The organism is Pseudomonas sp. NFPP02 (assembly GCF_900119355.1).
Lineage (GTDB): Bacteria > Pseudomonadota > Gammaproteobacteria > Pseudomonadales > Pseudomonadaceae > Aquipseudomonas > Aquipseudomonas paracarnis.
Map to the genome: position 1 here is coordinate 300,389 of NZ_FPJI01000001.1, position 26,801 is coordinate 327,189.

Here is a 26,801-nt window from a genome sequence, read left to right on the forward strand (position 1 = left end):
GCTATCGCAGGCAAGCCAGCTCCCACACTTGATCTGTTTAAGCTTCTTAAAGCTGCGTGAGGGCAATCGCCGCCTGTGGCAACTCCAGCTCACTGAACACCTGCACACCATGGCGCTTGAGCAGCGCCGCCGTGACGCCTTCGCCACTGACCTTCACCCCGCTGAAGGTGCCGTCATAGGTCAACAGATTGCCGCAGGATGGGCTGTTGGCCTTGAGAATGGCGATGCGGATGTGATGGCGTTGCACCAGCGCCAAGGCTTGGCGGGCACCGTCGAGAAAGGCGCTGGTGAAGTCTTCGCCCTCGGCCGTCAGCACCTGGGCGCGGCCTTCCCACACGTCGATGCCCTGCCCGCCTGGGATTTCGGCCGAGGGCCGCGGTGTGGGCAAGCCGCCCGCCACTTCCGGGCAGATGGCAACCACGCGACCTTCAGCTTGCCACGCCGCCAGTTGATCGAACGGGCCGCTGGCCCCGCCGTCATAGCGCACCTTGTGCCCGAGCAGGCAGCGGCTGACCAGAATCTTTTCCATGTTTAAAACGGCTCGTTGCCCCGCCGGCGAAACCAGCCCGTCAAGGACAGGCGTTCGCGCGTAGCGGGCAGGACTTCGTGAGGCACCTCGCCCGACAGGAATACCACTAGGCAGCCCCCGGTGGGCACCACGTCGTATTCGACACCGCCCTTGAGGTACATGCGCAGTTGGCCGCCATGCTCGGGCAGCCAGGCGTCGTTCAAGTAGATCACCGCCGAGACCATGCGCCGGTCATCGTCGCGAAAACGGTCTACATGCTTGAGGTAAAACGCGCCCGGCGGATACATCGCGAAGTGGCTTTCGAAATCTTCCAGGCCCAGGAACAGGCTGCGATTCATCGCCAGGCGCAGGCCGTCCATCACGCCCATGTAGGTATCGCAGATAGGCGCGTCCCCCTCCTCCAACCACTGGATATGGTCACCGCGAATGCCCTCGCGAATCTCCTGGGCCGGCCCACGACCTACTGCTGCGGGCGCCAGTTCACCTTGCGCCGCACGTTTACGGCACTCAGCCGCCAGCTCCAGGGTCAGAGCCTGGGGCAGGAAGCCATTTTGCTGCGACCAGCCTTTTTCGGCCAGGTCGTCGACGATGCGTTGCAGCAGCGGGTGATCGAGGGGTATTTGCATGGCGCGCATAGTATCCATACGCCTGAAAATCCGACAGCGCCGTTGAGCGTCTGAATACACTTTAGTCAGGTGACTGATAGGACTTCTCGACAAATCCTACGCCCGACACGGACAATAGTGGCCGACTGACAGGAGTCCTTATGCGTCGTTTGTTTTTTTCTGTGTTGATGTTCTGCGTTTTGCCCGCCTGGGCAGACGGCCATGACCAGTTGTACAAGGTCGCCGGCTGGGCCGAACAACGTGCGCACTTCAATGACGCCCTCAGTGCCGCCCAGCAGCGCTACCGCAATAGCCTGCCGCCGGTGGTGTACCAGGCGCTGGTGGACAACAGCAATAAACGCTTTGCCGCCCAGGCCATGGACCAGCGTGCCGAGGCGCAATTGCGCAAGCACTTGCCCGACCCGAAACCTGCCCTGGCGTTTTTCCAATCGCCCCTGGGCCGCAAGATCGTCGCCGCCGAGTTGCTGGCCACGCGCCGCGACCAACTGGCAAAAAACGCCCAGGGTCTGCCTAAACTTGAAGCCGATGCCACCCGCAGCCTGATCATCGGCCACTTGGCCCAGGCCCTGCCCGCCCGCGAGGCCGGCGCCGAGGTCAGCCTGGCGATTGCTGGCGTGGCGGCCGACAGCTTGAGCCAGATGATCCCAGGCCTGCTCGGCGGCGGTCAGGCGCAAGGAATGTTGAATGGCCAGCGTGAGCGGTTGATGCAGCAGATCGACAAGGATTTGAACAATACCCTGCTGTATGTCTATCGGGATTTGTCCGACCCGGAGCTGGAAGAGTTCGCCACCTTTGCCGAGTCGCCGGAGGGCAAGGCGTATTACCAGGCCGCCCTTGCAGCCATTCGCGCAGGGCTTGCCGTTGGTCAAAGCACCTCAAGCCTGACGCAGTAAACCCTGTCGGAGCTGGCTTGCCTGCGATTGCGATGTGTCAGTGACACCGCTATCGCAGGCAAGCCAGCTCCCACATTTGGACTGCGTTATTTCAGGTGATCCGTGAGGAAGTTAAAATATGCTTCGCGAATCTGCGGAATTTCATTGGCCAAGTGATGCCGCCCCTGCTTGAGCATCAACACCTCAGGCCGGTCGAACTTACCTCGCAACACCTGCAAATTGTGCTGCCAGTCCACCGTCATATCTTCCTCACCCTGCACGATCACCGGGCGCCGGGGGCTGCGTGGTGCGGCTTCGATGCGTTTGATCCAGCGCGCCAGCGACCCCACCCAGGCGGTAGGCAATTGGCGAGGCTGCAGCGGGTCGGCTTCCAGGAACGGCTTGAACGCAGGGTCGTTGGAGTTATCGCTGAAACGCCGGGCGATGCCTTTGACGAACGGGCGCAGCAGGTAATAGCTGACCTGCGACCAACCCCAGGCACGCGGCCGCACCAAAGGCGACAGCAGGAAAGTCTTGCCCTGGGCCGGACTCTGGGCGCCGTGGTTGAGCAGGTGGTCCACCACGATGGCGCCGCCGGTGCTTTGCCCGAACAGGTGCCAGGGTTGCGGCAATTGCAACGCCTTGGCCTCGACGAACAAGGCCTGCACCACGCTCTGGTACACCGCAAAGTCATCGATGCTGGCGCGTGCGCCGCTGGACAAGCCATGGCCAGGCAGGTCGCAGGCGATCACCACGAAGCCCTGGTCCAAGGCCCAATCCACCACATGGCGATACAGCCCCATGTGATCGTAGAAACCGTGGAACAGGAACATCGTCGCCACTGGCGCTGGCGGCCACCAGACCTGGGCCACCACCTCGAACCCATCCACCTGCAAGCGCCCCAGGCGGCTCACCGCCGGCACCTGGCGTGCGGCCAGGTCGAGCCCGTAGAAACGCTGGTAAACCCTCGCCTCGGCTGACAGCGGTTGCGCATCCACCAGGGGGCGCAAGCTTTCGCGCAGATGATCAGGGTCAAAGGTGACGGGCATAAAGGTTTCCAGACTTGCGGTGAAGATGAATATCGAGCTGCGATATTCATCTGTCAGGACAAGCATGGCAAGCTACGCGACCTGCGAGGATACATCCAATGCGACCGCCCTACCGTAACGCCCTGTTCGCCAGCCTGATCCTGGTTATCTGCGCCGGGGTGCTGTGGGCGGCCTATGACTGGTTCCAGGGCCGCTACCTGCGCGCCTTCAGCGAACACACCGCGGTATTTTCCGGCGATGCGCTGCAACTGCCCGCCGCTCTCAGCGGCCCTGGCCCGATTCGCCTGGTGCACTTCTGGGACCCGGCGTGCCCGTGCAATGTCGGTAACCAGCAACACCTGGGCGAGTTGATCGAGCAGTACGCGCCCCAAGGGGTGGAGTTCTATGCCCTGCAAAAACCCGGCAGCCACGGCCAGTTGCCCGAGAACCTGCGCCATCTGAAAGTCCTCGATGCCCTGCCCGGCGCGGACCAGATCCCCGCCAGCCCGGCCGTGGGCATTTGGGACCGCACCGGCAAGCTGGCGTATTTCGGCCCCTACAGCGAAGGCCTGACGTGCAACGCCAGCAACAGTTTTATCGAGCCAATTCTCAAGGCCCTCGGAGCCGGACGCGAAGTGAATGCCACTCACACCCTCGCGGTAGGCTGCTATTGTTCGTGGCCTAAGGATCTGTAGTCCGTCCACTTTGGTAAGGAATGTTCATGAAGCGCGTCTTGCAGGTTTTTGCGGTGCTGATTGTGCTGGTCGCCCTGGGCGTCGGTTGGTACGTCTACAGCAAACAACCCACGCGCCAGGGCACGGTGACGCTGGCGCACCTGCAAGGCTCGGTCACGGTGCGCTACGACGACCGTGGCGTACCGCATATCCGCGCCGAAAACGAAGCCGACCTGTACCGCGCCCTGGGCTATGTGCATGCCCAGGACCGCCTGTTCCAGATGGAGATCATGCGGCGCCTGGCCCGTGGCGAACTGGCCGAGGTGCTGGGGCCCAAGCTGCTGGAGACCGACAAACTGTTTCGCAGCCTGCGCATTCGCGAGCGTGCCTTGAGCTATGTGGAACACATGGACCCTGGCTCAGCCTCGTCCAAAGCCCTGCAAGCCTACCTGGACGGGATCAACCAGTATCAGGACAGCCACGCCAGCCCCATGGAATTCGATGTGCTGGGCATCGCCAAGCGCCCGTTTACCGCCGAAGACAGCATCAGCGTCGCCGGGTACATGGCCTACAGCTTTGCCGCAGCCTTTCGTACCGAGCCGGTACTGACCTACGTGCGCGACCGGCTGGGCAGCGCCTACTTGAACGTCTTCGATCTCGACTGGCAACCCAAGGGCGCCCTCAACCTGGCGGCCAGCGATTGGCAGACGCTTGGCGCCATCGCCGCCCTGAGCGAAAAGGCCCTGGCCGACAACGGCCTGCCGCAGTTCGAAGGCAGCAATGCCTGGGCCGTCAGCGGCAGCCATACTCAAAGCGGCAAACCGTTGCTGGCGGGTGACCCACATATCCGTTTCTCGGTGCCTTCGGTCTGGTACGAGGCGCAGCTGTCGGCGCCAGGCTTCGAGTTGTACGGCTACCACAACGCGCTGGTACCGGTGGCGTTCCTGGGGCACAACCTGGACTTCGGCTGGAGCCTGACCATGTTCCAGAACGACGACCTCGACCTGGTCGCCGAGAAGGTCAACCCGGACAACCCCAACCAGGTTTGGTATCACGGCCAATGGGTGGACATGAGCAGCAGCGAGCAGCAGATCCAGGTCAAGGGCCAGGCGCCGGTAACCCTCACCCTGCGCCGTTCGCCCCACGGCCCGATCATCAACGACGTGCTCGGTGAGAACGCCGGCAGCACACCGATTGCCATGTGGTGGGCGTTCCTGGACAGTGAAAACCCGATCCTCGATGGCTTCTATCAGCTCAACCGTGCCGAAACCCTGGCCAAGGCACGTGCCGCAGCCGCCAAGGTGTCGGCGCCAGGCCTGAACATCGTGTGGGCCAATGCCAAAGGCGATATCGGCTGGTGGGCGGCAGCGCAGTTGCCGATCCGCCCGGCCGGCGTCAACCCGGCGTTCATCCTCGACGGTAGCACTGCCCAGGCCGACAAGCTGGGTTTCTACCCCTTCAGTGCCAACCCCCAGGAAGAAAACCCGCCGCGCGGCTATGTGGTGTCCGCCAATGCCCAGCCGGCATCGCCCACCGGCATGCCGATCCCCGGTTATTACAACTTGGCTGACCGCGGCCAGCAGTTGAACGCGCAGTTGAGCGACACAAGCGTGAAGTGGGATGTGACCAACAGCCAGGCCCTGCAACTGGGCACCACCACCGCCTACGGCCCACGCCTGCTGGCACCGCTGTTGCCGGTGCTGCGCGAGGTGGTCAAGGACCCGGCGCAACTCAAACTGGTGGAGCAGCTTGCCAACTGGAAGGGTGACTACCCGCTGGACTCCACCAATGCCACGCTGTTCAACCAGTTGCTGTTCAACCTCAGCGACGCAACCTTTCACCCCAAACTCGGCGATGCCTTGTTCAAGACCCTGCTCGGCACCCGCGTGATCGACGCCGCCTTGCCACGCCTGGCCGCGTCGGCAGACTCACCCTGGTGGAACGGCAATCGGGCCGATACCGTCAAGCTCGCCTGGGACAACAGCCTGGCCCATCTCAAGGCTACGTTCGGCGATGACCCGGCACAGTGGCAGTGGGGCAAGGCGCACACCCTGACCCACGGCCACCCGCTGGGCCTGCAAAAACCGCTGGATAAAATCTTCAACGTCGGCCCCTTCCCGGCACCGGGCAGCCACGAAGTGCCGAACAACCAGACCGCCCCGATTGGCCCGGCGCCGTGGCCTGTGACCTACGGCCCGTCGACACGGCGCCTGATCGACTTCGCCGACCCGGCCCACGCCCTCACCATCAACCCGGTGGGGCAAAGCGGTGTGCCCTTTGATACGCACTATGGCGACCAGGCGCAGAGCTATATCGAGGGCAGGTATGAGCAGGCGCACTTCAGTGAGGAGGAAGTGACAGCCAATACCCGCGGCACCTTGAAACTGCTGCCCGCCCGATGATCGTTCCCACGCTCCGCGTGGGAATGCAGCCATGGACGCTCCGCGTCCGCCCTTAGAAGCGGGACGCAGAGTGTCCCAAGAGGCGTTACCACGCAGAGCGTGGGAATGATCATCGGGTGTGAGCCCGCATGCGCCCTGGCGCTTGGCCGTAGGTGTCCTTGAATTTCTTGCTGAACGCCGCCTGGGATTGATAACCCACCTGGGCGGCGATATCGATCAGGCTCAGGCGTGACTGGCGCAGCAGGTTGAACGCCATCTCCATGCGCAATTGGGTGAGCAACACCCAGGGCGATACACCTGCCACTTTGACGAACGCACGCATAAAAGTCGCACGGGACATGCTGGCCGCCGACGCCAGACCATCGATGGTCCATTCATGCCCAGGTTCGGCCAGCATGGCTTGCCAGGCCTTGCTCAAGCGCTTGTCAGCGAGCAAGGCGAAGGTTCCCGCCCCTGGCGCCTGGTCGCTCAGCCAACTGCGCAGGATCAAGGTGAACAGGGCTGACGACAGCGCATTGATAAACGAACGGGCACCCACTTGCTGCCCGTCCGCTTCACTGCGCAGCAACGCTATCAACGCCGCCAGTTGCCCATCGCCTTGCCACTGGCGGCTGGACACCACCAGGTAGTCCGGCAACGCATCGAACAACAGCGATTGGCGGTTGTAGTGAAAGCTGCCACACAGCATATCCACATCCGGCTGTTCACCGCCCAAACGGTGCACGGTCAGCGCACCCCCTTCGATAACGCGAGGCTGCATCGGGCGGATCCGCGCGCCCTGGCTGCGCAGCAAGTGGGTACCGCCACCGGGCATCAGCAGGATATCGCCCTCCTCCAACGTTACATATTGCCCGCCAGACAACTCGGCGCGGCAGGTGCCGCTAAGCACGATGTGATAAGGCGCCACGCCGAGGTTTTCCGGCGCATGGTCCAACGCCCAGTCCCCTTGGAACTGGCAACGCAAATCCAGGCTGCCGCGCAGGTTGGCCAGCGCGATAAGGGTGTCGATGGCATTCATTTGCGAGCATCGGTCAAAAAAATGAGCGGATTGAACAATAGCCGTAGCCTTCAACGCTACAGACTGGCTTCACACCCAACCTGTTCAGGAGTTACCGCAATGTTCAATAACTGGTCCGACTTGCTGCCTACCGTGAAGAAAGCCTTTGGCTCACTGGGCAAGAGCAACCCGAAGATGGTCAAAGCCTACATGGCGCTGGGGGAAGCTGCCGAGGAAAACAATGTACTCGACGCCAAGACCCGTGAACTGATTTCCATCGCGGTGGCGATCACCACCCGCTGCGACGGTTGCATCGGCGTGCATGCCGATGCCGCGATCAAGGCCGGGGCAACCCGCGAAGAAGTGGCGGCCACACTGGCCACCGCGATCTCGCTGAATGCAGGCGCGGCCTACATCTACTCGTTGCGCGCCCTGGAAGCCTACGACACGCTCAAACCGGCGCCGCAAAGTTAAGCCTGAACTGTTGCGGCGTGACGCCCAGCCGGCGGTTGAACACACTGCGCATGTGCTGGGCGTCGCGAAAGCCGCATTGATAGGCCACGGTCTTAAGCGGTGCGTGGCTGCTTTCAAGCATCACCCGTGCCGCATCCACGCGCGCCCTCTCGACAAATTCCGCCGGCGTAATCCGCGCTTCACGGGCAAACACCCGGGAGAAATTGCGCGCACTCATATTGGCCGCCTTGGCCAGGTCGGCAATGGTCAAGTCTCCCGTCAGGTTGGCCAGCACGTACAGCTGCACCAGCGCCACCGCCGAGGTGGTTTCGGCATGGGGCGTGAGGAACGGGCTGAACTGCGATTGCCCGCCCGAGCGCTGGGTGAACACCACCAGGCGCTTGGCCACGCTCAGCGCCACTTCCGGGCCGTGATCCTGGGCCAGCAAGTACAACGACAGGTCGATACCTGCCGTGACCCCGGCGGAGGTGTAGAGCTTGCCGTCCTGCACATAGAGACGGTCGGCTTCGACCTGGGCCGAGGGAAACAGGCGCGCCAGGCTGGCGGCATCGTTCCAATGGGTAGTGACGGTCTTGCCGTCCAGCAGACCTGCACGGGCCAGCATGAAGGCGCCATTGCAGATCGAGCCGAAGCGCTGCGCCTTCGCGGCGGCCGCGCGCAGCCAAGCGTCAAACTCGAAGCCGAAATCCTCGAAGGGTAACTGCGGGCCACCGGCGACCAGCAACAGGTCATAGGGTTGCCGGGCTTCGCTGTAGTGCTTGTGCGCCTGCAGTGACAAACCGTTGGAGGCCGCCATGGCGCCGTGGCCAAAGCCGAGTACTTCCAGCCGATAGTGATCCTCGGGCGCCAGGAAGCGGTTGGCCTCGCAGAACACATCCATCGGCCCGCTCACGTCCAGCGACTGGACACCGGGGAAGATCAGGATGGCGACGGTTTTGCCCATGGTCACAAACACCTTTTTCCAACTGGATAAATGCGCTCCCCTTGTGGGAGCTGGCTTGCCTGCGATGCAGACGACTCGGTACCTCAGGTACACCGAGGTGATGCTATCGCAGGCAAGCCAGCTCCCACAGGGGATCGCCTACATGCTTGGCACGATGTGGCGGCACATTGGCCGGGATCGCCTCCCTGTCGCAATAGCCGCTTCAGGGTCATGGGACCAGACTGAAGTCTTTCCAGAGGAGATCCACCATGAGCATCACCATAGCCGGTATTCAGATCCCTGATAGCGCCTTGGCCAGGGCCACCACCGAATACATCCGCGACGTCGAATCGGACCTGCTCTACCACCATTCGCGCCGGGTCTTCCTGTTCGGCGCCTTGAGCGGTGAGCGCAAGCAATTGGCCTACAACCCGGAGTTGCTCTACGTCGGCGCGATGTTCCATGACCTGGGCCTGGTGGAAGGCCACCGCAGTGACGACGAGCGTTTTGAAGTGGACGGCGCCAACGCCGCCGCCGCATTTCTCAAGCCCTATGGGCTGAGCGATGACGATATCGAACAAGTGTGGTTGTCCATCGCCCTGCACACCACACCGGGCGTGCCGAAACACCTGCGCCCCACCGTAGCGCTGGTGACCGCCGGTGTGGAGATGGACGTGCTGGGCATCGACTACGCCGCGTTCAGCAGCACGCAGCGCGAAGCGGTGGTGCATGCACATCCACGGGGTGAAGGGTTCAAGGAGTGCATCATCTGCGCGTTCGCAGACGGCTTGCGCCATCGCCCGCAGACCACGTTTGGCAATGTTAAGACCGACGTGCTGGTGGACCAGGAGCCGGGGTTCAAGCCGATGAATTTTGTGCAGGTGATCCGCACGTCGCCGTGGGCGATGTAATCAACCTGAAATGCAATCAAATGTGGGAGCTGGCTTGCCTGCGATGACGGTGAGTCAGCACCTTATAAGTGACTGATACACCGCCATCGCAGGCAAGCCAGCTCCCACACTTTTACCCTGTTCCAGCAGTTAGACCGGCGCTGGCGCCCGGCGCTTGTCCGGCTGCTGCCAGCCATCCGCTGCGGCTTCTTCAATCGCTTGCTGAATAGCCTTCTTGCGATGCTCTTCGGCCCGACGGCTGAAGAACCACACCAGGAAGGTCACCAGCGACACCGCCAACAGAATCAGGCTCGCCACGGCGTTGATCTCGGGTTTAACCCCCAGACGCACCGCCGAGAACACTTCCATCGGCAAGGTGGTGGAACCAGGGCCCGACACGAAGCTGGCCAGTACCAGGTCGTCCAGCGATAGCGCGAACGACATCATGCCGCCCGCTGCCAGCGATGGCGCGATCATCGGGATGGTGATCAGGAAGAACACCTTCCACGGCCGCGCGCCCAGGTCCATCGCCGCTTCTTCGATCGACAGGTCCAGCTCACGCAAGCGCGCCGACACCACCACCGCCACATACGCCGCACAGAAGGTGGTGTGGGCGATCCAGATGGTGACGATGCCACGCTCCTGGGGCCAGCCGATCATCTGCGCCATGGCCACGAACAGCAGCAACAGCGACAGGCCGGTGATCACTTCCGGCATCACCAACGGCGCCGTCACCAGGCCACCGAACAGCGTGCGGCCCTTGAACTGGCTGATGCGCGTCAGCACGAAGGCCGCCAGAGTACCCAACGCCACCGCCGCCACCGCCGTGTAGCAGGCGATTTCCAGGGAGCGGGCCACCGAGCCCATCAACTGGGTGTTGTCCAACAGGCCCACGTACCACTTGATCGACCAACCGCCCCACACTGTCACCAGCTTGGATTCGTTGAACGAGTAGATCACCAGGATCAACATCGGCAGGTAGATGAACAACAAGCCTGCGACCAGCATGAAGCTGGAGAAACGAAAGCGCTTCATATCTTGCCCTCCAGCTCTTTGGCTTGGCTGCGGTTGAACAGGATGATCGGCACGATCAGGATCGCCAGCATCACCACCGCCAGGGCAGACGCCACCGGCCAGTCACGGTTGTTGAAGAACTCTTGCCACAACACCTTACCGATCATCAGGGTTTCCGGGCCGCCGAGCAGTTCAGGAATCACGAACTCGCCCACCACCGGGATAAACACCAGCATGCAACCGGCGATGATGCCGTTCTTGGACAGCGGCACGGTGATTTTCCAGAAGCTGTTGAAGGTGCTCGAACCGAGGTCCGAAGCGGCTTCCAGCAGGCTCTGGTCGTGCTTCACCAGGTTGGCGTACAGGGGCAGGATCATGAACGGCAGGTACGAATAGACCACGCCGATGTACACCGCGATGTTGGTGTTGAGGATCTGCAGCGGCTCGTTGATCAAGCCCATGGACATCAGGAAGCCATTGAGCAGGCCGTTGTTGCTGAGGATGCCCATCCACGCATACACCCGGATCAGGATCGCGGTCCAGGTGGGCATCATGATCAGCAGCACCAGCACGGTCTGCATCTCTTTGCGCGCGGTGGCAATGGCGTAGGCCATCGGGTAGCCGATCAGCAGGCACAGCAGCGTGCTGAAAAACGCCATCTTCAGCGAGCCCAGGTAGGCGGCGATGTACAACTCGTCGCCCGCCAGCAAGCTGTAGTTGGCCAGGTTCAGCACCACCTCCAGCTTTTGCTCAACGTAGGTATAGATCTCGGTATAGGGCGGGATCGCCACATCGGCTTCGGCAAAGCTGATTTTCAGCACGATGAAAAACGGCAGTGCGAAAAACAGGAACAGCCAGAGGAAGGGAATCCCGATGACCACCTGCTTGCCATTGGGCACGATGCGATCCAAGCGCCGCTTGAATTTCTTCATGTTCATGAGCGAAGTACCACGCCGCTGTCGTCTTCCCACCACACGTACACCTGGTCACCCCAGGTTGGGCGCTGGCCACGGCGTTCGGCGTTGGCGACGAAAGACTGCACCAGCTTGCCGCTCGGCAGCTCCACGTAGAACACCGAGTGGCCGCCCAGGTAGGCGATGTCGTGCACCTTGCCGCTGGACCAGTTGTGTTCGCAGGTCGGCATTTCGGTGGTCACCAACAGCTTTTCCGGGCGAATGGCGTAGGTCACCGACTTGTCTTCCACCGAGGTGGCGATGCCGTAGCCTACGTAGATGTCGCGGTCCAGGTCCGGGCACTTGAGCACTGCGTGGCCTTCGGCGTCGTCCACCACCTGGGTGTCGAAAATGTTGACGTTGCCGATGAACTCGCACACCAGGCGGCTGGTGGGAGTTTCGTAGATATCGATCGGGCTGCCGATCTGAGCGATCCAGCCCAGGTGCATGATCGCGATGCGTTCGGCCATGGTCATGGCCTCTTCCTGATCGTGGGTCACCATCACGCAGGTCACCCCAACGCGCTCGATGATCTCCACCAACTCAAGTTGCATCTGCGAGCGCAGCTTCTTGTCCAGTGCGCCCATCGGCTCATCGAGCAGCAGCAGCTTCGGGCGCTTGGCCAAGGAGCGGGCCAAGGCCACACGCTGGCGCTGGCCGCCGGACAATTGGTGCGGCTTGCGCTTGGCGTACTGGCTCATCTGCACCAGCTTGAGCATCTCGGCCACGCGTGCGTCGACTTCAGCCTTGGGGATCTTGTCCTGTTGCAAGCCGAAGGCGATGTTCTGCGCCACGGTCATGTGCGGGAACAAGGCGTAGGACTGGAACATCATGTTGATCGGCCGCTCGTAGGGCGGCATGTCGGTGATGTCCACACCGTCGAGGTAGATGCGACCTTCGGTTGGGCGCTCGAAACCTGCAAGCATGCGCAGCAAGGTGGATTTGCCCGAACCCGAACCGCCGAGCAAGGCGAAGATCTCGCCTTTCTTGATTTCCAGGGACACATCGTCCACGGCAATCGTCTCGTCGAACTTCTTCGTGACCCGGTCGATTTTGACCAGCACCTTTTTCGGTGTCTGGTCGCCCTCGAGGGCTTTCTTATAGGCGCCGGAGGCAACTGCCATTTACGAAACTCCCAAAAAAAACTGTGCAGCCGGCCCAATGCGGGCCAGCCTTGGATAGTTTTAGCCTTACTTGCCCGTCTTGACCTTGGTCCAGCTACGGGTCATTAAACGCTGCACTTTCGGGGGTAGCTCAAAGTTGACGAATGTCCGCTCGAGAACCGCCTGCGGTGGGTAAACCGCTTCGTCGGTGCGTATCGATTGCTCCATCAGTTTGTCCGCCCCTGGGTTAGGGTTGGCGTAACCGACTTGATCGCTGACCTGAGCGATCACCTCAGGCTGCAGCAAATAGTTGATGAAGGCGTGGGCTTCCTTGACGTTGCTGGCATCCTTGGGAATCGCCAGCACGTCGAACCACAGGTTGCCGCCTTCTTTGGGAATCGTGTAGGCGATGTTCACGCCTTTGCCCGCCTCCGCCGCACGGGCCTTGGCCTGGAACACATCGCCGGAGAAACCGGCCGCCACGCAGATGTTGCCGTTGGCCAGGTCCGAGATGTATTTGGAGGAATGGAAGTAGGTCACGTAGGGCCGCACTTTCAGCAGTTTTTCCTCGGCTTTCTTATAGTCGGCCGGGTTGGTGCTGTTGGGGTCCAGGCCCATGTAGTTGAGTACTGCGGGCAGCATTTCATCGGCCGAGTCCATGAACGACACGCCGCAAGTGGCCAACTTCTTCATGTTTTCCGGTTCGAACAACACGGCCCAGGAGTCGATCTTGTCGACCCCCAGCACTTCCTTGACCTTGTCGACGTTGTAGCCAATGCCATTTGTGCCCCACAGGTACGGCACCGCGTACTGGTTGCCCGGGTCGTTCTTTTCCAGGCGCTTGAGCAGCACCGGGTCGAGGTTGGCGTAGTTTGTCAGCAGTGACTTGTCGAGCTTCTGGAACGCTCCAGCCTTGATCTGCTTGCCCAGGAAATGGTTGGACGGCACCACGACGTCGTAGCCGGTACGCCCGGCGAGCAACTTGCCTTCCAGGGTTTCGTTGGAGTCAAACACGTCATACACAGGCTTGATACCACTGGCCTTTTCGAAGTTGGCCAGGGTGTCGGGGCCGATGTAGTCCGACCAGTTATAAATATGCACCGTCGGTGCGGCCTGTACGCTGGCAGCCAGCGTGATACCTGCACCCACCAGCATGGCTTTGCGAAATAAAGAAATTGGCAAGTGGAGGTCCTCTTGAATAGTTGGGGCCTTGAAGTTGTTGCCCGGCAACAAAACCGGCGCGCAACTTACCGTCGATAAACCGATCCGGCAAAACTTTCTGTCATTTATTTTCTGTACGGCTGCCACTGTTTGTAGGAGCGAGCTTGCTCGCGAAGAACTCACAGGCAACGCGGGCTATCAGAGGCCCCGCGTTATCGTTGACGATTTTCGCGAGCGAGCTCGCTCCTACAGGTTTGTGCGTTATTTACCGGACTTGATCTTGGTCCAGCTACGGGTCATTTCACGCTGAGTTGCCGCTGGCATGTCGGCAATGGCGTAGAGCTTGGATTGCACTTCGGCCGACGGATAAATACCCGGGTCGCTGGTGATGTCTTTATCGACCAGGGCAGTGGCTTTCTCGTTACCGTTCGGGAAACGCACACTGTTGGTGATCGCGGCCATGACGTCTGGCTTGAGCAGGTAGTTCATGAATGCGTAGGCAGCCTCGACGTTTTCGGCATCCTTGGGAATGGCGACCATGTCGAAGAAGCTGCCAGCACCTTCCTTGGGAATGTCGTAGGCGATCTTGACCTTGCCACCGGCTTCAGCCGCGCGGGTTTTGGCCTGTTCGATGTCACCCGAGTAGCCCACAGCCACGCAGATGTTGCCGTTGGCCAGGTCGGAGATGTACTTGGAGGAGTGGAAGTAGCCGATCGAAGGACGGATTTTCATGAACAGGTCTTCGGCCTGTTTCAGATCAGCCTTCTTCGTCGTGTCGGTCGGCAGGCCCAGGTAATGCAGCGCTACCGGCAGCATTTCGGTTGGCGAATCGAGGAAGCTCACGCCGCAGCTTTTCAGCTTGGCGATGTTTTCCGGCTTCATCAGTACGTCCCACGAGTCGATCTTGTCCACGCCCAGTGCGGCCTTGACCTTCTCCGGGTTGTAGCCGATCCCCATCGAGCCCCACATGTACGGGAAGGCGTGCTTGTTGTCCGGGTCGCTGACCGATACGGCCTTGAGCAGGGATTTGTTCAGGTTGTCGTAGTTGGACAGCTTGGACTTGTCCAGCTCCTGGTAGACACCGGCCTTGATCTGCTTGGCGAGGAAGCTGTTCGACGGCACAACGATGTCGTAGCCGGACTTGCCTGCCAGCAACTTGGCTTCCAGGGTTTCGTTGCTGTCAAAAACGTCGTACACCACTTTGATGCCCGACTCTTTTTCAAAGTTGGCGATGGTGTCCGGTGCAATGTAGTCGGACCAGTTGTAGACGTGCAGCACTTTATTGTCTGCCTGGGCCGCGCCCGCCATTGCACCCATCAGGGACAAGGCGAGGAGGGTCTTGCCAGCGTTCTTCAAACCTAATGCCTTCATTTGGTGATGCTCCAATTTTTTCTTTTTTGGGCCACAAGCGTTGTATGTTTTACGGCCCAACCGAAGGGCAACAAAACAGGGCGACAGTCTGGCAAGTTCAGGGGCCGGCTTTCAACCAAAGCCCCTGCATTTTTAACTGCCCAGTGCACCGCGCACTGAGCCTAGCACTTAGCCCTGCAAGGCAGCCAAAGTCAGGTCCAGGCAATGGCGCGCCTTGGTTACCAGCTCGTCGATTTCAGCCTTGCTGATGACCAGTGGCGGCGAAATGATCATGGTGTCGCCCACGGCGCGCATGATCAGGCCATTTTCAAAGCAGAAGGTTCGGCAGATCATGCCCGCGCCTTTGCCTTCATGACGCTTGCGCGTCGCCTTATCCTGCACCAGCTCGATCGCACCGAGCATACCGACGCCGCGTACTTCACCCACCAGCGGATGATCGCCCAGTTCCCTCAGACGCTTTTGCAAATACGGTGCCGTTTCGTCGTGCACACGGTTAACGATTTTTTCATCGCGCAGGATGCGGATGTTTTCCAGCGCCACGGCCGCGGCCACCGGGTGGCCGGAGTAGGTAAAGCCGTGGTTGAAATCGCCCCCTTCGTTGAGCACCGCCACCACTTCGTCACGCACGATCAGGCCGCCCATGGGCACGTAGCCCGAGGTCAGGCCCTTGGCGATGGTCATCATGTGCGGCTTGAGGTCGTAGAAATCGCTACCGAACCACTCACCGGTACGGCCGAAGCCGCAGATTACTTCGTCGGCGACAAACAGGATGTCGTACTTGGCGAGGATTTCCTTAATGCGCGGCCAGTACGTGGCAGGCGGCACGATCACGCCACCGGCACCCTGGATCGGCTCGGCAATAAAGGCGCCGACGTTGTCCACGCCCAGCTCCAGGATTTTCTCTTCCAACTGGTTGGCGGCCCACACACCGAATTCCTCGGGGCTCATGTCGCCGCCTTCGCCAAACCAGTACGGCTGCGCGATGTGGGTAATGCCCGGGATCGGCAAGTCGCCCTGCTCGTGCATATAGGTCATGCCGCCCAGGCTGGCGCCGGCCACGGTAGAGCCGTGGTAGCCATTCTTGCGGGCAATGATGGTTTTCTTGTTGGGCTGGCCCTTGATCGCCCAGTAGTGGCGGACCATGCGCAACATGGTGTCGTTGCCTTCGGAGCCAGAGCCGGTGAAGAACACGTGGTTCATGCCAGCCGGCGCGACATCGGAAATGACCTTGGCCAACTCCAATACCGGCGGGTGTGCGGTCTGGAAGAACAGGTTGTAGTACGGCAGTTCTTTCATCTGCTTGGCGGCGGCATCGGCCAGTTCATCGCGACCGTAACCGATCGCCACGCACCACAGGCCGGCCATACCGTCGAGGATCTTGTTGCCTTCGCTGTCCCACAGGTAAACGCCGTGGGCTTTGGTGATGATCCTTGGGCCTTTCTCTTTCAATTGCTTGAAGTCGCTGAACGGCGCCAGGTGGTGATCATTGCTCAAGGCTTGCCATTCACGGGTTTGCGGGTTGTTGCTGGACATACCAATCTCCTAGACTTTTCAGTGAAGGCGCGCCGTTTGAAGGGCGCGCCCGGCGCATCAGACGGCGAAGAGCAGGAATTCCCGCTCCCACGAACTGATCACGCGCTTGAAGTTTTCATGCTCGGCCCGCTTGACCGCGACGTAGCCTGTGATGAATTTTTGCCCCAGATATTTCTCGATGGTCTTGCTGTTTTCCATGCGTTCCAGGGCGTCTTCGATGGTCAACGGCAGGCGCAGGTTGCGTCGCTCGTAACCGCGGCCCACCACCGGCGCGCTCGGGTTATGGCCTTCGACCATGCCGATGTAGCCGCACAACAGGCTGGCGGCAATCGCCAGGTACGGGTTGGCGTCGGCGCCAGGCAGGCGGTTTTCCACGCGGCGATTCTGCGGGCCGGCATCCGGTACGCGCAGGCCGACGGTGCGGTTTTCTTCGCCCCATTCCACGTTCACCGGCGCCGAGGTGTCGGGCAGGAAGCGGCGGAACGAGTTCACGTTGGGGGCGAATAAAGGCAGCAATTCAGGGATGAATTTCTGCAGGCCGCCAATATGGTTGAGGAACAGTTGGCTCATGGTCCCGTCTTCATTGGAGAAGACGTTCTTGCCGGTGGCAATGTCGATGATGCTCTGGTGCAGGTGCATCGCGCTGCCGGGCTCGCCGGTCATGGGCTTGGCCATGAAGGTGGCGGCCACGTCGTGCTTGAGCGCGGCTTCACGCATGGTGCGCTTGAACACCAGGATCTGGTCGGCCAGAGACAGGGCATCGCCGTGACGGAAGTTGATTTCCATCTGCGCGGTGCCGTCCTCGTGAATCAGGGTGTCGAGGTCCAGTTCCTGCAGTTCGCACCAGTCGTAGACGTCTTCGAACAGCGGGTCGAATTCGTTGGCTGCTTCTATAGAGAAGGACTGGCGACCGGTTTCCGGGCGGCCGGAGCGGCCAATCGGCGGTTGCAGCGGGAAGTCCGGGTCTTCGCAGCGCTTGGTCAGGTAGAACTCCATCTCCGGCGCCACGATGGGCTGCCAGCCGCGGTCGGAGTAGAGTTTGAGGACTTTCTTGAGCACGTTGCGCGGCGACAGCTCGATCGGGTTGCCTTGCTTGTCGTAGGTGTCGTGGATCACCTGGGCGGTCGGCTCGATGGCCCAGGGCACCAGGAATACCGCGTTCTGGTCGGGGCGGCAGATCATGTCGATGTCGGCCGGGTCGAGCAATTCGTAATAGATGTCGTCTTCGACATAGTCGCCGGTCACGGTCTGCAACAGAACACTCTCGGGCAGGCGCATGCCTTTTTCGGCAATGAACTTGTTGGTCGGCGAGATCTTGCCCCGGGTAATACCGGTGAGGTCGCCAATCATGCATTCGACTTCTGTGATCTTGTGGTCTTTCAACCAATCGGTGAGCTGGTCGAGGTTGTTACTCATAAATGCCTCTGGGCTGGGTTTCCTGGCATCCATTAAAGGCCAGGCGTTGGTTGACGCAGCATCCGCGTCGTTTTTTCATTCAGGGTAGGAGCTTACCTGCCATTTGCCCATGGGTTGCATTCCTCAGGCCAAAGTTGTGCGCAATTATGATCGGCACGGCGGATGAGGGTCGCTCAGTGGCGTCGGAGATGGCAAAAAGGAGATCGGCCGGGCCGTCAAGAATATTGGCCGGTGCCTGGGCATTCACACGGGGCGAACGAGCTGCGGACAAAGCCTGGCTGGAGCAGGCAGAGACGCCGATTGGCGGCAGGTGAAACATGAAGCACCCCGGTATTATTGCTGTTATGGGTTTGAATCGAGCTTAGCCTTGTTCATTTTTTTACACAACACCCCCGTAAAAAATCCTACACGGCCCGCTCAAGCCTGCAGGTCCCAAGCCCCTAAAACCCAAAAAACCGCCCCAAAACCCCGCAAAAAAGGCTTCATGGCGCTTTTTTAGGGCAAAAAATGCCTCGCTTGACTTCGGCAGGCCGTTCGGGTTGACTGAAACCAGAAAAGATCAATGATTGATATTTTTAACAACAAAGGTGTTGCATCATGTCGGTACCCCCGCGTGCCGTTCAGCTTAACGAAGCGAACGCGTTCCTTAAGGATCATCCTGAGGTTCTGTACGTAGACCTTCTAATTGCGGATATGAATGGTGTGGTGCGCGGTAAGCGCATCGAACGCACCAGCCTCCACAAGGTTTACGAGAAGGGCATTAACCTGCCTGCCTCTTTATTTGCCCTGGATATCAACGGCTCTACGGTGGAAAGCACCGGCCTGGGCCTGGACATCGGTGATGCTGACCGAATCTGTTATCCAATCCCCGACACCCTGTGCAATGAACCCTGGCAAAAGCGCCCCACCGCGCAACTGCTGATGACCATGCACGAACTTGAAGGTGAACCTTTCTTCGCCGATCCGCGCGAAGTGCTCCGCCAAGTTGTCACCAAGTTTGACGACCTCGGTCTGACCATCTGCGCCGCTTTCGAGCTTGAGTTCTACCTGATCGACCAGGAGAACGTGAACGGCCGCCCACAACCGCCCCGCTCGCCGATCTCCGGCAAACGCCCGCACTCGACACAGGTCTACCTGATCGACGACCTCGACGAATACGTCGACTGCCTCCAGGACATTCTGGAAGGTGCCAAGGAGCAAGGCATTCCGGCCGATGCCATCGTCAAGGAAAGTGCCCCGGCGCAGTTCGAAGTGAACCTGCACCACGTCGCCGACCCGATCAAGGCCTGCGACTACGCGGTACTGCTCAAGCGCCTGATCAAGAACATCGCCTACGACCATGAGATGGACACCACCTTCATGGCCAAGCCTTACCCAGGCCAGGCAGGCAACGGGCTGCACGTACACATTTCCATTCTGGACAAGGACGGCAAGAACATCTTTGCCAGCGAGGATCCCGAGCAGAACGCCGCATTGCGTCACGCGATCGGCGGTGTGCTGGAGACCCTACCCGCCCAAATGGCGTTCCTGTGCCCCAACGTCAACTCCTACCGTCGTTTCGGCGCACAGTTCTACGTGCCGAACTCGCCGTGCTGGGGCCTGGATAACCGCACCGTGGCGATTCGCGTACCCACCGGCTCGTCCGATGCCGTGCGTATCGAACACCGTGTGGCTGGCGCCGATGCCAACCCTTACCTGCTGATGGCCTCGGTATTGGCGGGCGTACACCACGGCCTGACCAACAAGATCGAGCCGAACGCTCCAGTGGAAGGCAACAGCTACGAGCAGAACGAGCAGAGCCTGCCGAACAACCTGCGCGATGCGCTGCGTGAGTTGGACGACAGCGAGGTGATGGCCAAGTACATCGATCCTAAATACATCGATATCTTCGTCGCCTGTAAGGAAAGTGAGTTGGAGGAGTTTGAACACTCCATCTCCGACCTTGAGTACAACTGGTACCTGCATACCGTGTAAGCGGTTGCTGCAATAAAAGAACGCCGCTGATTTTGGTCAGTGGCGTTTTTTTATGGGTTTCTACCGGTAGACCGAGTTGGCCTCTTCGCGAGCAAGCCCGCTCCCACAGGGGTCGGGTTTCAACTTTGGAATGCAGTTAAATGTGGGAGCGGGCTTGCTCGCGAAGGCGGCTTGGCAGACAACACAGATTCCTGCTCATACAATGCCTGCTGCCTTGTAGGAGACATCCATGACCACCCGCCCCGCCACTGTTCGCAAACCCCGCGCCCGCAGCCAGGCCCGGATCGACGCGATCCTCGACGCCGCCCGCACCTTGCTGGCCGCCGAAGGTGTGGCCAGCTTGTCGATCTACAGCGTGGCCGAACGAGCACAGATTCCCCCGTCATCGGTGTACCACTTTTTCGCCAGTGTGCCGGCGTTGCTTGAGGCGTTGACCGCTGACGTTCACGCAGCCTTTCGCGCCGCCATCCAGGCGCCCATCGAGCATGAATCGCTCAAGCATTGGCGCGACCTGTCCTACATCGTTGAACAACGCATGCTCAGCATCTACAGCAAAGATGCCGCGGCGCGCCAGTTGATCCTGGCCCAGCATGGGTTGACCGAAGTGACCCAGGCCGATCGCCAGCATGATTTGGAATTGGGCGACTTGATGCTGGCGGTGTTCAATCGCCACTTTGAAGTGCCAACGCTACCGAGCGATGTGGACGTGTTTGCTCTGGCATTGGAGTTGAGCGACCGCGTGTACGCGCGCTCGGTGCATCAGCATGGGCTGATTACGCCGCGCATGGCGGAGGAAGGGATGCGGGTGTTTGATGCGTATGTGGGGCTTTATTTGCCGGCCTATCTGCCCAAGCGCTGATCGTTCCCACGCTCTGCGTGGGAATACATCCCGTGACGCTCTGCGTCACCTTTGGCACAGCGGGACGCGGAGCGCCCCAGGCGGCATTCCCACGCAGAGCGTGGGAACGATCAGTGGCGTTATCACAACTTGGCAATCGACACCTCAGTGGATTTCACAAAGGCAATCACTTCACTGCCGATCACCAGCTCCAACTCCTTGACCGAACGGGTGGTGATCACCGAGGTGACAATGCCGGACGCGGTCTGCACGTCAATTTCCGACAGCACGTCGCCAACCACGATTTCCTTGATGGTGCCTTTGAACTGGTTACGCACGTTGATGGCTTTAATAGTCATGGTGTTTTTCCTGTGTGAGTTATTGAGCCCAACGCAATTGCGTCGGCAGCGGTGAAACAGGTTCGGGTTCCGGTGGGGAACCGGGTAGCGACAGCACGCGGTTGAGCACTTCGGCTTCCAGCGCGGCCAGGCGGTGTGAGCCACGGGCCCGTGGGCGTGGCAGATCGATGTTCAGGTCGAGGCCGATTTCGCCGTTTTCAATCAGAATTACGCGGTCGGCAATCGCCACGGCTTCGCTGACGTCGTGGGTCACCAGCAACACCGTGAAACCGTGCTTGCGCCACAGGTTTTCGATCAGTTGCTGCATCTCGATGCGGGTCAGGGCATCCAGTGCGCCCAGCGGCTCATCGAGCAGTAACAGGCGCGGCTGATGGATCAACGCCCGTGCGAGTGCCACGCGCTGTTTCTGGCCACCGGACAACGCCGCCGGCCATTCATTGGCGCGCTCGGCCAGGCCAACCGCTTCCAGCGCATCCAGCGCTTTGGGCCGCCAGTCGCCCTTGAGGCCCAGGCCGACGTTATCGATGATCTTCTTCCATGGCAGCAAGCGCGCTTCCTGGAACATCAACCGCGTATCTTCAATCGCTTCGTGCAGTGGCGCGGAGCCGGCCAGCAGCTCGCCGCCACTGGCTTTGTCCAGCCCCGCCAACAGGCGCAGCAAGGTACTTTTGCCGCAACCACTGCGACCGACCACGGCCACGAACTGCCCCGCGGGAATATGCAGGTCAATCTCTTTGAGCACTTCGCGGGTACCAAAGGCCTTGCGCAATTTGCGCACTGCCAGAGGGATGCCCTTCAACAGACGCGGAGGTTGTTGAGCCGTCATGCTGCGCCTCCTTTGACTTGGTACGCCGGGTGCCAGCGCAGCCACACACGTTCCAGCCCGCGGGCTGCCAGGTCTGCCAGTTTGCCGAGGATGGCGTACATGACGATGGCCAGCACCACCACGTCGGTTTGCAGGAATTCACGGGCATTCATCGCCAGGTAACCGATGCCGGAACTTGCCGAGATGGTTTCCGCCACGATCAACGTCAGCCACATGAAGCCCAGGGCAAAGCGCACCCCAACCAGGATCGACGGCAGCGCGCCCGGCAGGATCACTTGCCAGAACAGGCTGAAACCGGACAAGCCATAGCTGCGCGACATTTCCACCAGTGCCGGGTCGACATTGCGGATGCCGTGGTAAGTGTTCAGGTAGATCGGGAACAAGGTACCCAGGGCCACCAGGAAAATTTTCGCAGTCTCATCAATGCCGAACCACAGGATGACCAGCGGAATCAGCGCCAGGTGCGGCACGTTGCGGATCATCTGCACCGAGCTGTCGAGCAAGCGTTCGCCCCACTTCGACAAGCCGGTGATAAAGCCCAGGGCCAGACCGATGCTGCCACCGATCACAAAGCCCAGGCCGGCGCGCCAGCCGCTGATGGCCAGGTGCGTCCAGATTTCGCCGCTGACCACCAGGTTCATCCCGGCTTCGATCACCGCACTCGGCGCTGGCAGAATGCGCGTCGACAACCAACCCGCCGACACCGACAACTGCCACACCGCCAGCAATAAGATCGGCAGCACCCAGGGCGCCACGCGATGGCTGATTTTTTCTAAGTCCATAACGGCGCCTCAGCTCTGTGACGCAGCTTTGGGAAGGATGTCGTTGGCCACCATCTCGCCAAACGGGCTGACGTAGCCGGCGCTTTTGGGCAGCTCGGGACGTTCGATATCCAGGTGCGGGAACAACAGCTCGGCGACCCGATACGACTCTTCCAGGTGTGGATAACCGGAGAAGATAAAGGTATCGATACCCAGGTCCGCGTACTCCTTGACCCGCGCCGCAACCGTTGGGCCATCGCCCACCAGCGCCGTCCCTGCGCCGCCACGTACCAGGCCGACGCCGGCCCACAGGTTGGGGCTGACTTCCAGGTTGTCACGGCTACCGCCGTGCAAGGCTGCCATGCGTTGCTGGCCCACCGAATCGAAGCGCGCCAAGGACGCCTGGGCGCGGGCGATGGTCTCGTCGTCCAGGTGGGAGATCAGTTTGTCGGCGGCTTTCCAGGCTTCGTCGTTGGTTTCGCGCACGATCACATGCAAGCGAATGCCAAAGCGCACCGTGCGTCCCAGTTTTGCAGCCTTGGCGCGTACCTGCGCGATCTTTTCCGCAACGGCTGCCGGCGGCTCGCCCCAGGTCAGCACCATCTCGACCTGTTCGGCCGCCAGGTCCTGGGCGGCTTCGGAGGAACCCCCGAAATACAGCGGCGGGCGTGGTTGTTGAATCGGTGGGTAGAGCAATTTTGCGCCTTTGACGCTGATGTGCTCGCCGTCGTAGTCCACGGTCTCGCCTTCCAGCACACGGCGCCAGATGCGTGTGAATTCCACCGACGCCTGGTAGCGCTCTTCATGGCTCAAGAACAATCCGTCGCCAGCCAGTTCTTCCGGATCGCCACCGGTGACCAGGTTGAACAGCGCACGGCCACCAGACAGGCGATCCAGGGTCGCGGCCTGACGCGCGGCCACGGTGGGGGAGATGATCCCAGGGCGCAGGGCAACCAGGAATTTCAAGCGCTGGGTCACGGGGATCAGCGAGGCGGCCACCAACCACGAGTCTTCGCAAGAGCGACCCGTAGGGATCAACACCCCGCCGAAACCCAGGCGGTCAGCAGCCTGGGCCACTTGTTGCAAGTAACCGTGGTCGACAGCGCGGGCGCCTTCGGCGGTGCCAAGGTAATGACCGTCGCCGTGGGTGGGCAGGAACCAGAAAATATTGAGGCTCATGGAGTTGTCTCCTGAATGAAGTCGGATTACGGCGCTTTGGCAACCGCGGCGGGTGGCGTCCAGATCACGTCCTTGATGCTCAAGGGCTTGGGGATCAATTTGAGTTGGTAGAAGGTGTCTGCGATTTTCTGCTGGGCGGCGACCACTTCCGGGGTCAGGAACAGCGCGCCGTAGCCCTGGCGTTTCACCGATGTGAGGGTGATATCTGCCGGCAGGCCGAGCAGTGGGGCGACCTGCTCAGTCACTTCCTGCGGGTTGGCCTTGGACCATTCGCCTACCGCACGCACCTCTTCCACCAACGCCTTGATCACTTGCGGGTGCTGTTCGGCGTAGGGTTTGGTGGCCAGGTAAAACTGATGGTTGTCGGCAATCCCGGTGCCGTCTCGCAGGGTGCGCGCTTGTAGTTGCTTCTCGGCGGCGGCCTGGTACGGGTCCCAGATCACCCAGGCGTCCACGCTGCCACGCTCGAACGCAGCACGGGCATCGGCGGGGGGCAGGAACACGGTCTTTACGTCGGTGTAGTTGAGGCCGGCATCTTCCAGGGCACGCACTAGCAGGTAGTGCACGTTGGAGCCTTTGTTGAGCACGACCTTTTTACCCTTGAGCTCGGCCACCGATTTGATCGGCGAGTCCTTGGGCACCAGGATCGCTTCGCTGGTAGGCGCGGGTGGTTCGTAGGCGACGTAGAGCAGATCGGCGCCAGCCGCCTGGGCAAACACCGGTGGGGTTTCGCCAGTAACGCCGAAGTCGATGGAGCCGACGTTCAGGCCCTCGAGCAATTGCGGGCCACCGGGAAACTCGGTCCACTGCACCTGCACGCCTTGGTCGGCCAGGCGTTTTTCCAGGGTGCCCTTGGCCTTGAGCAGCACCAGGGTGCCGTACTTCTGATAACCGATCCGCAAGGTCTCGGCGGCTTGGGCTTGAACGATGGCGCCGAGGGACACAGCCGCAGCAAAGAGTGCGACCAGACCACGACGCAAGATGACAGTGCGCATGGCGCTCTCTCCAACTGTGCGATTAGGGTTTTGGCTGCACCTGCTTGGCCGTTGTCGGCTGAGTAAGGTGAGTGTTTCCAGCTTTTCGGGGTGAGGCTCAGATGCTCCAGCGAGCACTCAACAAACGTTCATTCAATACGTCAGGGTCCAGCGGTTTTGGCCGGCGCGCCATGGCGCTGTAGAGCTGCTCCAGGGCTTCGTGCAGACGCTGTTCGAGTACCGGCACCAGTTGCGCCTGCACGCTGCCTTCGCCATAGGCGATCTGGCTGTCTTCGGCAAAAATACCGTGGAGCAATTCCTGGGCCTTGAGGGCCGACAGCACCGGCTTCAGGGCGTAGTCCACCGCCAGCATGTGGGCGATGCTGCCGCCGGTCGCCATCGGCAGCACCACCTTATGGGCCAACGCACGCTCCGGCAGCAGGTCCAGTACGGCCTTCAACGCCCCGGAAAACGACGCCTTGTACACCGGCGTGGCAATCACAAGGCCGTCGGCATTGGCGACTTGTTGCAGCAGGTCGATGACCTTGGGGCTGTCGAAGCGCGCATGCAGCAAGTCTTCAGCCGGGAAGTCCCGTACTTGGTAACTCACCACTTCCACGCCCTGCTGTTGCAGCCACTGACGGGTTTTATCCAGCAAGACCCCAGAGCGGGACCGCTGGCTGGGACTGCCTCCAAGTGTTACGACCAGCATGCAGGAGATTCCTTGAGCAAGTGTCGGCGGTTCGCTGTACGGCGATGGCGCCAAGATGGGATAGACCTTATCAGCAGATTTATATATCTATAAATCTTATTTATTCATTTGTTTATTCCATAAAAACATAAGCGATTGATCAATCCCCAGGCGAAAAAAAAGGCCGTGGAAACGGCCTGAAAACCCCTGCTGTGAGTCAGTGCTTTTTGGTAGGAGCGAGCTTGCTCGCGAAAAACTCACAGGCGCCGCGTTCATTCAGGAAGCACGCGTTATCGTTGACGTTTTTCGCGAGCAAGCTCGCTCCTACAGAGGCATGGTCCGTGATGCCTTAACGATTGGGTTGTGGGGTAAGACGCAGGTACGGCTTCACCGCGCGATAGCCCTTGGGAAAGCGTTTCTTGATCTCTTCCTCGTCCTTGAGTGACGGCACGATGACCACCTCATCCCCATCCTGCCAGTTGGCCGGTGTTGCCACCTTGTGGTTGTCGGTCAGCTGCAGCGAGTCGATCACCCGCAGGATTTCATGGAAATTACGCCCGGTGCTGGCCGGGTAGGTGATGGTCAGGCGGATCTTCTTGTTCGGGTCGATCACAAACAAGGAGCGCACGGTGAGGGTATCGCTGGCATTCGGGTGGATCAGGTCGTAGAGGTCCGAGACCTTGCGGTCGGCGTCGGCCAGGATCGGGAAGTTGACCACGGTGTTCTGGGTCTCGTTGATGTCTTCGATCCACTTGTGGTGCGAGTCCACCGGATCTACCGACAGGGCGATGGCCTTGACGCCACGCTTGGCGAATTCATCCTTGAGCTTGGCGGTAAAACCCAGCTCGGTGGTGCACACCGGCGTGAAGTCCGCAGGGTGGGAAAACAGCACACCCCAGCTGTCGCCCAGCCATTCGTGGAAGCGAATCTTGCCGGCGCTGGAATCCTGTTCGAAGTCGGGGGCGATATCGCCCAGTCTTAGGCTCATGGTGTGGCTCCTGATGAGTGCTTATGGAGCCCACTGTGCATGGATTTTTGGTGATTTAAAAAGAATAAATATCGATTTATCTAGACGATAAAAGAATATTAAAAATCAGTTCATTGGACTTGGGAACGGCCTGAGGCCAACATCGCCTTCAAGGTTCGAGAAGGCCTTGAGACGCTGCAAAAAAGAGGGATTCAGGAAGGGCTTGCGGGGGTTGAGCCCGACTTGAATAGCAAGACACCTTGCCCG

Annotated in this window: 26 protein-coding genes; 7 read left to right on the forward strand and 19 right to left on the reverse strand. The window is 60.4% G+C overall.

Features of this window, described 5'->3' with window-relative positions; genetic code table 11:
- Positions 1–46: 46 nt before the first annotated feature.
- Both BT204_RS01385 and BT204_RS01390 read right to left on the reverse strand, forming a co-directional pair.
- Positions 47–529, reverse strand: coding sequence for a 2-thiouracil desulfurase family protein (locus tag BT204_RS01385; RefSeq protein WP_034128986.1), 483 nt, complete (start codon positions 527–529; stop codon positions 47–49).
- Between the two features lie 2 nt (positions 530–531).
- Positions 532–1,164 (reverse strand): 2OG-Fe(II) oxygenase, encoded by a 633-nt coding sequence (locus tag BT204_RS01390; RefSeq protein WP_003195222.1) that lies wholly within the window; start codon positions 1,162–1,164, stop codon positions 532–534.
- Positions 1,165–1,295: 131 nt separating this feature from the next.
- Here BT204_RS01390 and BT204_RS01395 point away from each other — a divergent pair, with 131 nt between their 5' ends.
- On the forward strand, positions 1,296–2,048 hold the full coding sequence (locus tag BT204_RS01395; RefSeq protein WP_003195224.1) for a DUF2059 domain-containing protein: 753 nt from the start codon (positions 1,296–1,298) through the stop codon (positions 2,046–2,048).
- Between the two features lie 86 nt (positions 2,049–2,134).
- On the opposite strand, the gene BT204_RS01400 is transcribed toward BT204_RS01395, so the two are convergent.
- Positions 2,135–3,076 (reverse strand): phospholipase BipL, encoded by a 942-nt coding sequence (locus BT204_RS01400; RefSeq protein ID WP_054896031.1) that lies wholly within the window; start codon positions 3,074–3,076, stop codon positions 2,135–2,137.
- A gap of 98 nt (positions 3,077–3,174) precedes the next feature.
- Here BT204_RS01400 and BT204_RS01405 point away from each other — a divergent pair, with 98 nt between their 5' ends.
- Both BT204_RS01405 and BT204_RS01410 read left to right on the forward strand, forming a co-directional pair.
- Positions 3,175–3,750, forward strand: coding sequence for a DUF6436 domain-containing protein (locus BT204_RS01405; protein WP_032894642.1), 576 nt, complete (start codon positions 3,175–3,177; stop codon positions 3,748–3,750).
- Between the two features lie 26 nt (positions 3,751–3,776).
- The gene (locus BT204_RS01410; protein WP_072445604.1) at positions 3,777–6,131 is read left to right on the forward strand and encodes a penicillin acylase family protein; all 2,355 of its coding nucleotides are present in this window, start codon (positions 3,777–3,779) and stop codon (positions 6,129–6,131) included.
- A gap of 109 nt (positions 6,132–6,240) precedes the next feature.
- Here the strand turns inward: BT204_RS01410 and BT204_RS01415 are convergent, their stop codons facing one another.
- Positions 6,241–7,149, reverse strand: a complete 909-nt coding sequence (locus BT204_RS01415) for an AraC family transcriptional regulator (protein ID WP_034128990.1) — start codon at positions 7,147–7,149, stop codon at positions 6,241–6,243.
- Positions 7,150–7,248: 99 nt separating this feature from the next.
- On the opposite strand from BT204_RS01415, the gene BT204_RS01420 reads away from it, so the two are divergent.
- On the forward strand, positions 7,249–7,602 hold the full coding sequence (locus BT204_RS01420) for a carboxymuconolactone decarboxylase family protein (protein WP_034128991.1): 354 nt from the start codon (positions 7,249–7,251) through the stop codon (positions 7,600–7,602).
- On the opposite strand, the gene BT204_RS01425 is transcribed toward BT204_RS01420, so the two are convergent.
- Positions 7,580–8,545 (reverse strand): GlxA family transcriptional regulator, encoded by a 966-nt coding sequence (locus tag BT204_RS01425; protein WP_072445605.1) that lies wholly within the window; start codon positions 8,543–8,545, stop codon positions 7,580–7,582. The genes BT204_RS01420 and BT204_RS01425 overlap by 23 nt on opposite strands.
- Before the next feature lie 248 nt (positions 8,546–8,793).
- Here BT204_RS01425 and BT204_RS01435 point away from each other — a divergent pair, with 248 nt between their 5' ends.
- Entirely contained in the window at positions 8,794–9,435 is a 642-nt protein-coding gene (locus tag BT204_RS01435; RefSeq protein WP_072445606.1) for an HD domain-containing protein, read from the forward strand.
- Positions 9,436–9,564: 129 nt separating this feature from the next.
- Here the strand turns inward: BT204_RS01435 and BT204_RS01440 are convergent, their stop codons facing one another.
- The 7 genes from BT204_RS01440 to BT204_RS01470 form a co-directional block, all read right to left on the reverse strand.
- Positions 9,565–10,449, reverse strand: a complete 885-nt coding sequence (locus BT204_RS01440) for an ABC transporter permease subunit (RefSeq protein WP_003195236.1) — start codon at positions 10,447–10,449, stop codon at positions 9,565–9,567.
- Positions 10,446–11,366, reverse strand: a complete 921-nt coding sequence (locus BT204_RS01445) for an ABC transporter permease subunit (RefSeq protein WP_003195238.1) — start codon at positions 11,364–11,366, stop codon at positions 10,446–10,448. Before BT204_RS01445 ends, BT204_RS01440 begins: the two co-directional genes overlap by 4 nt.
- Positions 11,363–12,505: an ABC transporter ATP-binding protein gene (gene potA / locus BT204_RS01450; RefSeq protein WP_003195240.1), complete on the reverse strand. Its 1,143-nt coding sequence runs from the start codon at positions 12,503–12,505 to the stop codon at positions 11,363–11,365. The genes BT204_RS01445 and potA overlap by 4 nt, the downstream gene beginning before the upstream one ends.
- 66 nt (positions 12,506–12,571) lie before the next feature.
- Positions 12,572–13,666 (reverse strand): polyamine ABC transporter substrate-binding protein, encoded by a 1,095-nt coding sequence (locus BT204_RS01455; RefSeq protein WP_034128995.1) that lies wholly within the window; start codon positions 13,664–13,666, stop codon positions 12,572–12,574.
- Positions 13,667–13,906: 240 nt separating this feature from the next.
- Complete coding sequence (locus tag BT204_RS01460; protein WP_034129075.1) at positions 13,907–15,001, reverse strand: polyamine ABC transporter substrate-binding protein; 1,095 nt, start codon at positions 14,999–15,001, stop codon at positions 13,907–13,909.
- 183 nt (positions 15,002–15,184) lie between these two features.
- On the reverse strand, positions 15,185–16,549 hold the full coding sequence (locus BT204_RS01465; RefSeq protein WP_014720386.1) for an aspartate aminotransferase family protein: 1,365 nt from the start codon (positions 16,547–16,549) through the stop codon (positions 15,185–15,187).
- A 57-nt stretch (positions 16,550–16,606) separates the two neighbouring features.
- The gene (locus BT204_RS01470) at positions 16,607–17,965 is read right to left on the reverse strand and encodes a glutamine synthetase family protein (protein WP_003195249.1); all 1,359 of its coding nucleotides are present in this window, start codon (positions 17,963–17,965) and stop codon (positions 16,607–16,609) included.
- A gap of 597 nt (positions 17,966–18,562) precedes the next feature.
- On the opposite strand from BT204_RS01470, the gene BT204_RS01480 reads away from it, so the two are divergent.
- Together BT204_RS01480 and BT204_RS01485 are read left to right on the forward strand one after the other, a co-directional pair.
- Entirely contained in the window at positions 18,563–19,939 is a 1,377-nt protein-coding gene (locus BT204_RS01480; protein ID WP_003195252.1) for a glutamine synthetase family protein, read from the forward strand.
- A gap of 229 nt (positions 19,940–20,168) precedes the next feature.
- Positions 20,169–20,798, forward strand: a complete 630-nt coding sequence (locus BT204_RS01485) for a TetR/AcrR family transcriptional regulator (RefSeq protein ID WP_072445608.1) — start codon at positions 20,169–20,171, stop codon at positions 20,796–20,798.
- A gap of 122 nt (positions 20,799–20,920) precedes the next feature.
- Here BT204_RS01485 and BT204_RS01490 read toward each other — a convergent pair whose 3' ends face one another.
- From BT204_RS01490 to BT204_RS01520, 7 genes are all read right to left on the reverse strand, one after another.
- Positions 20,921–21,136: a TOBE domain-containing protein gene (locus BT204_RS01490; RefSeq protein ID WP_003176783.1), complete on the reverse strand. Its 216-nt coding sequence runs from the start codon at positions 21,134–21,136 to the stop codon at positions 20,921–20,923.
- A 19-nt stretch (positions 21,137–21,155) separates the two neighbouring features.
- Positions 21,156–21,962: an aliphatic sulfonates ABC transporter ATP-binding protein gene (ssuB, locus tag BT204_RS01495; RefSeq protein ID WP_032902254.1), complete on the reverse strand. Its 807-nt coding sequence runs from the start codon at positions 21,960–21,962 to the stop codon at positions 21,156–21,158.
- Entirely contained in the window at positions 21,959–22,744 is a 786-nt protein-coding gene (gene ssuC / locus BT204_RS01500) for an aliphatic sulfonate ABC transporter permease SsuC (protein ID WP_072445609.1), read from the reverse strand. The genes ssuB and ssuC overlap by 4 nt, the downstream gene beginning before the upstream one ends.
- 9 nt (positions 22,745–22,753) lie before the next feature.
- The gene (ssuD, locus tag BT204_RS01505; protein WP_003195260.1) at positions 22,754–23,902 is read right to left on the reverse strand and encodes an FMNH2-dependent alkanesulfonate monooxygenase; all 1,149 of its coding nucleotides are present in this window, start codon (positions 23,900–23,902) and stop codon (positions 22,754–22,756) included.
- 26 nt (positions 23,903–23,928) lie between these two features.
- Positions 23,929–24,897: a sulfonate ABC transporter substrate-binding protein gene (locus tag BT204_RS01510; RefSeq protein WP_072445610.1), complete on the reverse strand. Its 969-nt coding sequence runs from the start codon at positions 24,895–24,897 to the stop codon at positions 23,929–23,931.
- Between the two features lie 97 nt (positions 24,898–24,994).
- Positions 24,995–25,588 carry an NADPH-dependent FMN reductase gene (gene ssuE / locus BT204_RS01515; RefSeq protein ID WP_054895984.1) on the reverse strand — a complete coding sequence of 198 codons (594 nt, stop codon included), beginning with the start codon at positions 25,586–25,588 and terminating at the stop codon, positions 24,995–24,997.
- A gap of 328 nt (positions 25,589–25,916) precedes the next feature.
- The gene (locus tag BT204_RS01520; protein ID WP_003195267.1) at positions 25,917–26,555 is read right to left on the reverse strand and encodes a peroxiredoxin; all 639 of its coding nucleotides are present in this window, start codon (positions 26,553–26,555) and stop codon (positions 25,917–25,919) included.
- Positions 26,556–26,801: the final 246 nt, after the last annotated feature.